The sequence below is a fragment of the Burkholderia sp. Tr-862 genome (genome assembly GCF_011753085.1).
Lineage (GTDB): Bacteria > Pseudomonadota > Gammaproteobacteria > Burkholderiales > Burkholderiaceae > Burkholderia > Burkholderia ambifaria.
In genome coordinates this window covers 118,326-128,702 of the sequence record NZ_VWWG01000003.1, presented here as the reverse complement: position 1 = coordinate 128,702, position 10,377 = coordinate 118,326, and the positions used below count along the sequence as shown (strand labels likewise).

The 10,377-nt window shown below is 66.1% G+C and carries 12 protein-coding genes and 2 pseudogenes; 7 read left to right on the top strand and 7 right to left on the bottom strand.

Translation table 11 applies throughout. The features are described 5' to 3' along the window. Both F3J14_RS02165 and F3J14_RS02160 read left to right on the top strand, forming a co-directional pair. A pseudogene (locus F3J14_RS02165) lies at positions 1-650 on the top strand (M20/M25/M40 family metallo-hydrolase); the annotation flags it as partial. A 35-nt stretch (positions 651-685) separates the two neighbouring features. Then, complete coding sequence (locus tag F3J14_RS02160; protein ID WP_166721562.1) at positions 686-1,972, top strand: MFS transporter; 1,287 nt, start codon at positions 686-688, stop codon at positions 1,970-1,972. An 84-nt stretch (positions 1,973-2,056) separates the two neighbouring features. Here F3J14_RS02160 and F3J14_RS02150 read toward each other — a convergent pair whose 3' ends face one another. Next, positions 2,057-3,109: an NADP(H)-dependent aldo-keto reductase gene (locus F3J14_RS02150; RefSeq protein WP_166721561.1), complete on the bottom strand. Its 1,053-nt coding sequence runs from the start codon at positions 3,107-3,109 to the stop codon at positions 2,057-2,059. Between the two features lie 194 nt (positions 3,110-3,303). Then, a complete protein-coding gene (locus F3J14_RS02145; RefSeq protein ID WP_166721560.1) occupies positions 3,304-3,741 on the bottom strand; it encodes a PaaI family thioesterase in 438 nt (145 codons plus the stop codon). 168 nt (positions 3,742-3,909) lie between these two features. On the opposite strand from F3J14_RS02145, the gene F3J14_RS02140 reads away from it, so the two are divergent. Both F3J14_RS02140 and F3J14_RS02135 read left to right on the top strand, forming a co-directional pair. Further along, a complete protein-coding gene (locus tag F3J14_RS02140) occupies positions 3,910-4,392 on the top strand; it encodes a helix-turn-helix domain-containing protein (RefSeq protein WP_166721559.1) in 483 nt (160 codons plus the stop codon). Between the two features lie 420 nt (positions 4,393-4,812). Continuing rightward, positions 4,813-5,436, top strand: a complete 624-nt coding sequence (locus F3J14_RS02135; protein WP_348771931.1) for a phospholipase D family protein — start codon at positions 4,813-4,815, stop codon at positions 5,434-5,436. A gap of 167 nt (positions 5,437-5,603) precedes the next feature. Here the strand turns inward: F3J14_RS02135 and F3J14_RS02130 are convergent, their stop codons facing one another. After that, positions 5,604-5,822: a hypothetical protein gene (locus tag F3J14_RS02130; protein ID WP_166721557.1), complete on the bottom strand. Its 219-nt coding sequence runs from the start codon at positions 5,820-5,822 to the stop codon at positions 5,604-5,606. Positions 5,823-5,944: 122 nt separating this feature from the next. On the opposite strand from F3J14_RS02130, the pseudogene F3J14_RS35515 reads away from it, so the two are divergent. Further along, positions 5,945-6,061 (top strand): annotated as a pseudogene (locus F3J14_RS35515) (GGDEF domain-containing protein); the annotation flags it as partial. Positions 6,062-6,435: 374 nt separating this feature from the next. Here the strand turns inward: F3J14_RS35515 and F3J14_RS02120 are convergent. The 4 genes from F3J14_RS02120 to F3J14_RS02105 all read right to left on the bottom strand — a co-directional run bounded on the left by F3J14_RS02120 (position 6,436) and on the right by F3J14_RS02105 (position 8,230). Next, entirely contained in the window at positions 6,436-6,909 is a 474-nt protein-coding gene (locus F3J14_RS02120) for a VOC family protein (RefSeq protein WP_166721556.1), read from the bottom strand. Positions 6,910-7,072: 163 nt separating this feature from the next. Continuing rightward, a complete protein-coding gene (locus F3J14_RS02115; RefSeq protein ID WP_166721555.1) occupies positions 7,073-7,666 on the bottom strand; it encodes an aspartyl-tRNA synthetase in 594 nt (197 codons plus the stop codon). Beyond that, entirely contained in the window at positions 7,630-7,857 is a 228-nt protein-coding gene (locus F3J14_RS36150) for a hypothetical protein (protein ID WP_166721554.1), read from the bottom strand. The genes F3J14_RS02115 and F3J14_RS36150 overlap by 37 nt, the downstream gene beginning before the upstream one ends. Positions 7,858-7,921: 64 nt before the next feature. Next, on the bottom strand, positions 7,922-8,230 hold the full coding sequence (locus F3J14_RS02105) for a phosphatidylserine/phosphatidylglycerophosphate/cardiolipin synthase (RefSeq protein WP_166721553.1): 309 nt from the start codon (positions 8,228-8,230) through the stop codon (positions 7,922-7,924). Between the two features lie 208 nt (positions 8,231-8,438). Between F3J14_RS02105 and F3J14_RS02100 the strand changes: the two genes are divergently transcribed. Both F3J14_RS02100 and F3J14_RS02095 read left to right on the top strand, forming a co-directional pair. Next, entirely contained in the window at positions 8,439-9,182 is a 744-nt protein-coding gene (locus F3J14_RS02100; protein ID WP_166721552.1) for a DUF695 domain-containing protein, read from the top strand. 685 nt (positions 9,183-9,867) lie between these two features. Further along, positions 9,868-10,332 carry a hypothetical protein gene (locus F3J14_RS02095; protein WP_166721571.1) on the top strand — a complete coding sequence of 155 codons (465 nt, stop codon included), beginning with the start codon at positions 9,868-9,870 and terminating at the stop codon, positions 10,330-10,332. Positions 10,333-10,377 lie beyond the last annotated feature (45 nt).

Genomic DNA, 10,377 nt, shown 5'->3' with positions numbered 1-10,377 from the left:
CGCCGCCGATCCCGGCCGCCGTGCGCGCCGCCCTCGCCGACCTGTCCGTCGGCGGCGGCCCCGGCGATCCGGCGCTCGACGCCGACTGGGGCGAGCCCGGCCTGTCCGCCGCCGAGCGCGTGTTCGGCTGGAACGCGTTCGAGATCCTCGCGTTCAAGGCCGGCAATCCCGACCATCCGGTGAATGCGATTCCGCCCGTCGCGTATGCGCACTGCCAACTGCGTTTCGTGGTCGGCACCGACTGGCAAGCGCTGCATGCGCACCTGCGCGCGCATCTCGATGCGCATGGCTTCGCCGACGTCGAGATCGACGTCGAACGCGGCGCGCCGGCGACACGCCTGCCGCCGGACGATCCTTGGGTCCGCTGGGCCGTCGCGTCGCTCGCGCGCACGACCGGCAAGAAGCCCGCGATCCTGCCGAATCTCGGCGGCACGCTGCCGAACGAAGTGTTCGCCGACACGCTCGGGCTGCCGACGCTGTGGGTACCGCACTCGTATCCGGCCTGCTCGCAACACGCGCCCGACGAGCACCTGCTCGCGAGCGTCGTGCGCGAGGGACTGCAGATGATGGCCGGCCTCTTCTGGGATCTCGGCGACGCCGCGCCGCCCGTTCGCCGCGCGGCACCCGCCGCGGCCGGCGCCGCCCTGTAACGCGCTTCGCCCCTTTCTCGGGACCTGCTCACACGATGAACACGACCACCCTGACCTCGCAGGACGCCGCGCTCCCCAGCGCCGCGAAGATCCGGCGCATCATCTTCGCCGCCTCGATCGGCAATGCGCTCGAATGGTTCGACCTGATCGTCTACGGCTTTTTCGCGGTGACGATCGCCAAGCTGTTCTTCCCCGCGACCAGCGAGGCGACGTCGCTGCTGCTCACGCTCGGCACGTTCGGGCTGTCCTACCTGATCCGGCCGATCGGCGGCTTCGTGCTTGGCGCCTACGCCGATCGCGCGGGCCGCAAGGCGTCGCTGCTGCTGTCGATCGCGATGATGATGGTCGGCACGCTATTGATCGCACTGATGCCGACCTACGCGTCGATCGGCGTCCTCGCGCCGCTCGGGATCATGCTGTCGAGGCTGATGCAGGGCTTTTCGGCCGGCGGCGAATTCGCGAGCTCGACCGCGTTCCTCGTCGAACATGCGCCGCAGCGGCGCGGCTTCATGTCGAGCTGGCAGTTCGCGAGTCAGGGGCTCGCGACGCTGCTCGCGTCGGGCTTCGGCGCGCTGCTGACGTCGACGCTGAGCACCGCGCAACTCGAAAGCTGGGGCTGGCGCGTGCCGTTTCTGTTCGGGCTCGCGATCGGTCCGATCGGCCTCTACATCCGCCGCTACGTCGACGAAGGGGTCGAGTTCAAGACGCAGGCGCGCTCCGAAGCGCCCGTGCGCGAGCTGTTCGCGGACCAGAAGATGCGCGTGCTGCTGTCGATCGGCGTGCTCGTGATCTCGACCGCGATCAACTACATGGTGCTGTACATGCCGACGTATGCGATCAAGCAGCTCGGGCTGCCGGCCTCGACGGGCTTCGCGGCAACGCTCGCGACCGGCTTCGTGCTGACGCTCGTCACGCCGCTCGTCGGCCACCTGTCCGATCGCACCGGACGGATCCGCGTGATGGCCGTGGCCGCCCTGCTGATGCTCGCGACCGTCTGGCCGACGTTCGTGTGGCTCACGCATCACGCGTCGTTCTCGACGATGCTCGCCGCGTTGATCTGGATCGGCCTGCTGAAGGCGACGTACTGCGGCGCGCTGCCGGCGCTGATGGCCGAGCTGTTCCCGGCGCAGACCCGCGCGACCGGACTCGCGGTCAGCTACAACACGGGCGTCACGCTGTTCGGCGGCTTCGCGCCGTTCATGATCACGTGGCTGATCAGCGCGACCGGCAACCGGCTGTCGCCTGCGCTGTATCTGATGGGCTGCGCGGTGTTGAGTCTCGTCGCCTTGTTGGTCGCGCGCACGCGGCTCGGGATGCGCTAACCGCGCGCAAAGGAAACGACCGCGCAGCGATGCGCGTCGGACGCGGCCCGTCGCGGCAACCCTGCCGCGCGGGCCGCTCGCCGTTTACGGCGCCGGGTTCGGCTGCAGTTCGTGCAGCGCGTCGATCTCGGCCACGATCTCGTCGGACAGCTTCACGTCGATGCTGCCGATGTTCTCCTTCAGCTGATCGAGCGACGTCGCGCCGACCAGGTTGCTGCGTACGAACGGCCGGCTGTTGACGAACGCGAGCGCAAGCTGCGCGGGCGACAGCCCGTGGCGCTTCGCGAGCGCGACATAGCGCGACGTCGCTTCGACGGCGTGAGGCTTGCTGTAGCGCTGGAAGCGCTCGAACAGCGTGATGCGCGCGCCGGCCGGACGCGCGCCGTTCTCGTACTTGCCGGACAGCCAACCGAATGCGAGCGGCGAATACGCGAGCAGGCCGACGCCATCGCGATGCGTGAACTCGGACAGGCCGTTCTCGAACGTCCGGTTCAGCAGGCTGTACGGATTCTGGATGCTCGCGATGCGCGGCAGCCCGAGCTTCTCTGCCGCGCGCAGGAATTGCGCGACGCCCCACGGCGTTTCGTTCGACACGCCGATCGCGCGGACCTTGCCGGCCTTCACGAATTCCGCGAGCACGCCCAGCGTTTCCTCGATCGGCACCGTATACGCATCGTCGACCCACGGATACGCGGGGCGGCCGAACGTCGTCGTGCTGCGATCGGGCCAGTGCAGCTGGTACAGGTCGACATAGTCGGTCTGCAGGCGCTTGAGGCTGCCGTCGAGCGCCTCGGTCAGGTTCTTGCGGTCGAACTGGTTGCCTTCGCCGCGAATGTGGCGCGGATTGTGCGGCTGCCGCGCCGGGCCCGCGATCTTCGTCGCGAGCACGATCCGGTCGCGTTGCGCACGATGCTGCGCGAGCCAGGTGCCGATGTACTGCTCCGTGCGGCCCTGGGTTTCAGGCTTCGGGGGCACCGGGTACATCTCCGCGGCGTCGATCAGCGTGACGCCCTGCCCGAGCGCGTAATCGATCTGTTCGTGGGCGTCGCGCTCCGAATTCTGCTCGCCCCACGTCATCGTGCCGAGACCGATCAGGCTGACCTCGATGCCCGAATCGCCGAGTGTGCGGTATTCCATGCTGTTCCTGTTACGTCAGTGGAAAGCAGAAACGCTATCACATTGAACAGAACGCTTCAGATAGCCGAGCCGCATGCTTACAGGCCGCCTTCGGCGGGTGCGCGGCACTCGGTCATGCGGATAACGGCCGCCTCCGCGTGTGCGTCGTTCGGGTGACGTCGGACGGCCGAGGTGGCACACCGCCGCCCACTGCGTCACTGCGGCCGCTGAATGAAGCAGGTCGCCGATGCGTGCGCGACGATCTTGTCGTCCGGCGTCTTCAGCGTGCCTTCCGCGACGCCGAGCGAACGCGACAGGTGAATCACGCGCCCTTCGGCGATCAGGTCGACGTCGCGCGGCACGGGACGCAGCATCTTCACATGCAGGTCGACCGTGCCGTAGCCGACGCCCGCGTCGAGCATCGAATGCACCGCGCAGCCCGTGACCGAGTCGAGCACCGTCGCGGCGAACCCGCCATGCACGCCGCCGAGCGGATTCAGGTGCCGGCCGTCCGCCCGCGCCGAAAACTTCACATAGCCGAACTCGACGCCCAGCGGACGCATCGGCATCGTTTCGGAAATCGACGCGAGCGGCACGTCTCCGGCAGCCGCGGCACGCAGCAGATCGAGACCAGACAGGGAAAGCGGATTCATCGGGTTGTCTCCGGGTTGATGGCGCGTCGCCGCGCGAGTAAGTTCTAAATTGGAACTCATTATTGACAACCGCCCCGGGCTTGTCAACGAGCCGACGCCCGTTGCAGTCGAAGGTAAGTTCTATAATCGAACCCGCTTCTTTGATGAACCGCCGCGCGAGACTCGACGATGAAATGGGATGACATCGGTACGCTGAACTGTTCGGTCGCGCGCACGCTCGCCGTGCTCGGCGATCGCTGGACCATGCTGATCCTGCGCAATGCCTTTCTCGGCTGCCGCCGGTTCGACGCGTTCCAGACGCAACTGGGCCTCACGCGCCACGTGCTGGCCGAGCGGCTCGCGCGCCTCGTCGACGAAGGCGTGCTGGTCAAGCGCGCGTATCAGGAGCGCCCGCCGCGTTTCGAATACCGGTTGACCAAAAAAGGCCTCGATCTTTATCCGGCCCTGCTCGCGCTGATGACATGGGGCGACCGCTGGAAGGACGATGGCCAGGGGCCGCCCCTGCAATTGCGCCATCACACCTGCGGTCAGCTGATGCATGCAGTCGCGGTGTGCTCGGCATGCGGCGAGCCGCTCGATGCGCACGATGTGCAGCCGGAGCCCGGCCCCGGATGGGTCGCACCCGAGGCGACCGGGCCGCTCGAGCCGTGATGCCGCGATGCCTGATGCCTGATGCCTGATGCAGCCCGCGGGCCACGCGCATCGCAGCGCGGCCTCATGCGGATGCGAGTTGCATGCGTTTCAGCCTACCGAGCATTCGCGTTGCCGCGCTCGATGGGCTGTTCCCATCTAATCAATCGCGTAGCGCATTGAACCTGCACCAGCGCGTACGCGCATTTCTTCACGCACGGCCTTGTCGTTCCCCCTGCGCACGCACGCGCTGAGCCATCGACCTCCGTCAACCGGCGCGACCATCCGGCCGGTGCGGAAACCCCGCGGCATGATGAGCACCGCCCCATCGACCGCTGCACGCCATCACGCCATCGCTTCCATTCGCATCCGGGCGTGACCGCGCCGCCGTGTCTGCGTTACACTCACGGCCCGCTGTCTCAAAATCATTCGCTGTCCAAGATGTTGTCGCGCAAACGCCTCGCCGCCACCTGCCTCGCCGCTTCCCTGCTTGCCACACCCTTCGCCGCCTTCGGCAAGACGCACAATGAATCGCTGCTGCAGCAGGCAATCGACTTCATCACGCAGCTGCTGCCGACGCCGACCCACGAAGCACCCGCCACGCAGGCCGTCGAATCGGCGTTCTCGCCCGATGGCGGCGCCGAGGCGCTCGTGCTGAAGGCGATCGGCGCCGCGCGCACCTCGATTCGCGTGGCCGCCTACTCGTTCACGTCGCCACCCGTCACGCGCGCGCTGCTCGCCGCGAAGCGGCGCGGCGTGAATGTCGCGGTCGTCGTGGACGACAAAGGCAATCGTGCAAAGAGCAGCAAGCAGGCGCTGAACCTTCTCGTCAACGCGGGCATTCCAACGCGCACGATCGACGCCTATGCCATCCATCACGACAAGTACCTCGTGATCGATGCCGAACATGTCGAGACCGGCTCGTTCAACTACAGCGCTTCGGCAGCCAGCCGCAATTCCGAAAACGTCGTCGTGGTCTGGAACAATCCGCAGCTTGCGTCGCGCTACCTCGCGCATTGGCAAAGCCGCTTCGACCAGGGCACGCCGTACCGCTCGTCGTACTGACGCATCGCACGCAATCGCTCTTCGCATGCGGCGCGGCCGACGCGCGTCGTTGCATGCATTCGCCTCGTGATGTCGTCAATGATCGGTGCGCACGACGCGCCGATCAACCTGGCCGAATGGCCGGCACACCTAGCGTGACAGCGCCGCGATCAGCGGCATCGATGAAATCAGTGAATGTCGGGCGATCGCTCCGCGACTTGCGCGGATGCGACACACCGGCTCGCCCGCGCATGCGCATCGCTTGACGAAAACTTCGGCAGATCGCGATTGCCGCCCGGCAGCGCGCGCAGTACGCAGTCCGTGCTGAAGGTCAGCGTGTTCTGGACCATCGGATAAAGCAGGTACAGCGCCAGCGCGAGATAACCCGCGTACAGAATTCGGACCATGGTGCGATAGATGAACGATTGACTCGCCCTATTTACGGCATCGCACCGGACAGCTTGAGGTACCGGACACAAATTCATCTCGTGCACGCATGAAGCGCCTGCATCGTTCTGCGCGCATGACGCATGCGCTGCTCGCGAACGACACGACGGCGATTCAGGACGCGCGCAACGACGATCGCTTCCACGACAACCCGCTCGTCACGGGCCAGCCGGGCATCCGCTTCCATGCAGGCAGGCCGTCGCCGCGCCGAACGGCCTACCCGTCGACGCATGCGACCGCGCGAACTCTGCGCCGGCGAACTCGCCCGGCTCGGCAGCGAGAGATCGTCGTGCTGTTGAGCGTCGCCGATCCGGCCGACGTCGGCGAGCCGGTCGCTCGCGCTGCGCAACGCGGCCGACGCACGCGGCTACGCGATCCGGTTCAGTGTCGGTCACGCCGCATACGAACCTGCGCGGCATCATACGGTCGCCGACCGCTCGACTCAGCCGATCGTCACTGGTATGAGGACAACCAGCGCGGCAAGGGCACCCGCGCGTGAGCGAAGACGAACCGCGCACCGATACGCGACGATCCGCGCCGCTGCAACCGCGAGCCGCGCTCAGCCCAACTCGCTCAGCTTCCGCACGGCGGCGCGCTCGCCATCGCTTCCGCGACCTGCTCGGGCGTCAGATCGCGCTGATGGGTCGCGATCGACCAGCGATGGCCGAACGGATCCTCAACTTGCCCATAGCGATCGCCCCAGAACATGTCGGCGGCCGGCATCGTGACCGTTGCGCCGGCCGCGACGGCCTGCGCGATCGCCGCGTCGGTATCCCGCACGTACAGGTGCAGGCAGACCGACGTGCCTTTCAGCGCCTTCGGTCCGAGTGCACCATGCTCCGGCATTTCATCCACGAGCATCAGCGTCGAATCGCCGATTGCGAGGCACGCGTGCGCGAGCCGGCCGTCCGGCGTCGGCAGGCGAAACCGTTCGGTCGCGTTGAACGCACGCTTGTAGAAATCGATGGCTGCGGCTGCGCCGGCGCAGATCAGATGCGGCGTCAGCGTGCGCATTCCTTCCGGGATCGGGTTGACGGACGTGGCCATGGGTGTCGCTCCTTCAGTCGGTTGTCGTGTCGGAAATCGGGACGGACGCACGATGCGCACGCCTCCAACGCTACGACGGACGGGCTCGACGGAAATCGACACGCATGCCGGGATTTTTTTATCGCGCGCGACAGGCCGGCCAGATCACGCACGACGCACGGAATCAGTCCGTTCGGCCGACGGGATCATCCGGCATGCCGAACTGCCGGCGGCACGCTTCGAGCAACGCTGCAACCGCATCGAGTGGAAGGTCGGCGAACCGGTTGATCGGCAGCATCACGCCGCCGGGCACCCTGGTGCGCGGCGAGTGCGCCGAGAACTGATAGCCGATGTAACGGTTGCCTGCGACGCTGATCATCCCGAACTCGGTCACGTCACGCCACCGTGTCACCGGCTTTTCACGCACGGAACCGACCAGCCTGAAGCCGGTTTCGTCGATATGCAGCGCCATCTTGCGGCGCGACACGAAGAAGAAGGCGCCGCTCGCGAGGGCCAGCACCGCGGCCAGTGCCGCCACCGGCCAGAGCGTGCGGTCGGCCGCGTACCCGCACGCGGCCAACCCGGCCAGCACCGCGCAAATGATCGCCTTGCGCCTGAAACTGCGGCCGTCGACCGGCAGGACCACCGGCAACGCGCCGATCACGGTTCCCGCAACCGGATCGACATGCCAGCCGGAATCGTTCGTTTCGCTTGCTTCGCTCACCGTTTCGGCCGCTCCCGTCAATTGCACACGTTGACCGTGCCGTTGGACGTGCATTGACCGACCGCCCAGTGACTCTGCGCCGCGAGGTGCGGCGCGAGGCCGATTCCGCGAATCGGCGTCGCCGGCGCCGATGCCTGAACCGCGGCCGATGCGGTCTCGGGCGACGGCTGTATGGATTCGGTCTGACAGGCCGCGAGCATCAGACAGAGTGCGGCTCCCAACGGGGCAATGGCGTATCTGGGCATGGCTTCGTGTTCCGTAGCGTGATTTATTTGTGGGCGGCTCGCGGGAACACGGGCCGATCGCCGTTCAGATCTGCGGAAGATCACGCAACGTACGCGACTCGTTCGTCGCATCGATGTCGAGCTCGATCCCTGCCGACGCGTCGCGATACAGCACGCGCTTCAGTTTCGGCCCCACCACCGTTCCGTCCGCTTCGTCAAACACGGCATGAACGTCGTTGCCCGCCGCAAGCGCGCATGCCACTTCCTCCACCGACGCCTCGCTCGGCGTCGCCGCCCACGACCGATCCGTCGGGTTGACGGCCGCCCAGCGCACGTGCGTCACACGCGCACTGAGCACGTCGATTCGGACACCATTCACAGCGAACATCGACATCGGAATCTCCTTCGAAACGGTTGCGGCCGGGCGACCGCCCGACGCTGGACGCCGACGATCGCGCGATAGCAGGCGAATTCGACTGCCATCAGGCCAGCAGGGCCAGCAGGGCCAGCAATCATCGGCGCGGCGTCGGCCAGCGCGATTTTCGATGATACATTGGGACGCTTTGCAACCGTCAACAGACAATCGTGCACGGGAGAAACACATGACCGACGCCTGGGGAACCTTCCCTGCCAGAATGGGCGACCATCAGGCTTTCATCAGCTTCAATCAGAGCTTTGCGGAAATCGCCGAAAGCGATCCGCGCACGTCGCTGCTCAGCGTACGCGTCACGCTTGCGCATCCGACGCCCGAGGGCCTGCCGAGCGGTGACGAGTTCGCCGAGCTCACGAAGATCGAGGATCTGCTGGACGCAGCCGTAACCGCGAAAAACGGCGTGCAGGTCGGCCGCGTCACGGTCGACGGCAACCAGGATTTCCTGTTCTACGTGCCGTTCGACGAAGAAACCGCAGCCGGCATCGTCGACTCGCTGGCCGAACAGACGACCTACGCACTTCAGTACGCCTACCAGGACGACCCGGACAAGGAAACGTACTGGCGCACGCTCTATCCGACCGACGACGACTGGCAACTGATGCGCGACATGCGTCTGCTCGATGCGCTGCGGCAGAAAGGCGACGTGAGCGACATGAGCCGGCGCGTGATGCACTGGGCCTACTTCCCGGAGCCCAGCGACGCGCACCAGTTCGCCGACTGGGCCGAGTCGAAAGGCTATCTGGTCGAATCGGTCGCACCGACCGAGGACGGCAAATCGGCCGTGCGGTTTGCGCACGAAGGCACGATGGTGCTGGCCGACATCACGCACCATACGCTCGAGATCAATCGCGAGGTACGCTCGCTCGGCGGCGAATACGACGGCTGGGAAACCAGCGTCGAGCAGGCGGGCTGATCCGGCCCACACGCGCGTTGCGCGCGACCGGGCCTTGACGGGTTCGGGACAAAAAGCATCCCGGCAGCGCGAACGCGCGCCGCCGGGACCAAGGCATCGCCGGCCGTAACCGGCGATGGGCCCAAGCGACCGCTCAGGCACGAGGAAAGCGATTCATGCGGATCAGGGCGAACGGATGCCGGGGGCGCGAAACGCCGCCTGCCGTATGCCTGTCCGGTTTCGCCGACGCGGCTTGCATGCGCCGGGCGGGCAAAAAGCCCCGCTCCTGCACGAGCGAGCGGGGAAACGGTTGACCGGGCCGGGGTAGAACGGTCAACCGGTCAGATTGTGATCGTGGCCCGTGCAACCATCTGTGCGGCAACTCACCCTTTCAACCGGAAAGCCCCTGCGACGCACACAGGCATGCCGGGCAGCGACGATCGCGCCTGCGGTCAGCAGCGTTCTTATGTTCATGATTCGGGTCCGGATTTTTGATTTATGCGGGCGATTTCTTATTTCGCGCTGCAGCCTCCGGCATGTCGCGTGCATGGCTAAAACCGCATGATTCTATTTTTCCTGGAATCAGCGATTTGTCTTTTCGGATTTTCGTGAAATCATGTTTCGCGATCGGTATCTGCCGGCTCCGCCGCCGCGACCGCACTGCTACCGTCCCGCCACAAAAATCGCTTCGCCACCCAAGGAAACAATGACACTCGCTCGGGCACAACATGACGGCGTCGATGTCTGGATCATCCAGCTTCCAGGACACGCCGCCTATGCCTATACGCATCTCAAGCGGGTATTCGCGTCCGACGACTCGCGGCATCGCGTCGTGACGGTCGACCTGACAAAGCTGCTCGCCTGCGCCGATCGCGATACGACTGACTACGTGCTGCCGGCGGTTCAGCACTGGGCGCCCGGCAAGGCCGCCGGCATCCGCGAATTCCTCGACCCGGCTGAGCCACGGATTCCCGATATGCCCTTCATCACGTTTCGCGAAATGAGAACGCGGACGCTGCTCGGCATCCCGGGCCTGTCGAAAGTCGGCGTCGCGTCGTTCCGGAACGGCCAGCATCGCGCGCGCTATCTGGCGTATGCGGGGGCGACGAGCCTGCCTGTCGAGGTGCATGAGACGGAGGCGGATCTGCTCGTGCGGTATTGCGGCGAGTGACGGACGGATGCTTGGTCGATAGTGGAATGGGTCGTGCAGCGGGCG

What these genes read in the sequence shown, in the direction of transcription:
- F3J14_RS02095 (WP_166721571.1), top strand. Translation starts at nt 9,868, where the DNA reads ATGACACTCGCTCGGGCACAACATGACGGCGTCGATGTCTGGATCATC.
- F3J14_RS02145 (WP_166721560.1), bottom strand. Translation starts at nt 3,741, where the DNA reads ATGAATCCGCTTTCCCTGTCTGGTCTCGATCTGCTGCGTGCCGCGGCT.
- F3J14_RS36150 (WP_166721554.1), bottom strand. Translation starts at nt 7,857, where the DNA reads ATGCCCAGATACGCCATTGCCCCGTTGGGAGCCGCACTCTGTCTGATG.
- F3J14_RS02100 (WP_166721552.1), top strand. Translation starts at nt 8,439, where the DNA reads ATGACCGACGCCTGGGGAACCTTCCCTGCCAGAATGGGCGACCATCAG.
- F3J14_RS02160 (WP_166721562.1), top strand. Translation starts at nt 686, where the DNA reads ATGAACACGACCACCCTGACCTCGCAGGACGCCGCGCTCCCCAGCGCC.
- F3J14_RS02105 (WP_166721553.1), bottom strand. Translation starts at nt 8,230, where the DNA reads ATGTCGATGTTCGCTGTGAATGGTGTCCGAATCGACGTGCTCAGTGCG.
- F3J14_RS02150 (WP_166721561.1), bottom strand. Translation starts at nt 3,109, where the DNA reads ATGGAATACCGCACACTCGGCGATTCGGGCATCGAGGTCAGCCTGATC.
- F3J14_RS02120 (WP_166721556.1), bottom strand. Translation starts at nt 6,909, where the DNA reads ATGGCCACGTCCGTCAACCCGATCCCGGAAGGAATGCGCACGCTGACG.
- F3J14_RS02130 (WP_166721557.1), bottom strand. Translation starts at nt 5,822, where the DNA reads ATGGTCCGAATTCTGTACGCGGGTTATCTCGCGCTGGCGCTGTACCTG.
- F3J14_RS02115 (WP_166721555.1), bottom strand. Translation starts at nt 7,666, where the DNA reads ATGCACGTCCAACGGCACGGTCAACGTGTGCAATTGACGGGAGCGGCC.
- F3J14_RS02140 (WP_166721559.1), top strand. Translation starts at nt 3,910, where the DNA reads ATGAAATGGGATGACATCGGTACGCTGAACTGTTCGGTCGCGCGCACG.
- F3J14_RS02135 (WP_348771931.1), top strand. Translation starts at nt 4,813, where the DNA reads ATGTTGTCGCGCAAACGCCTCGCCGCCACCTGCCTCGCCGCTTCCCTG.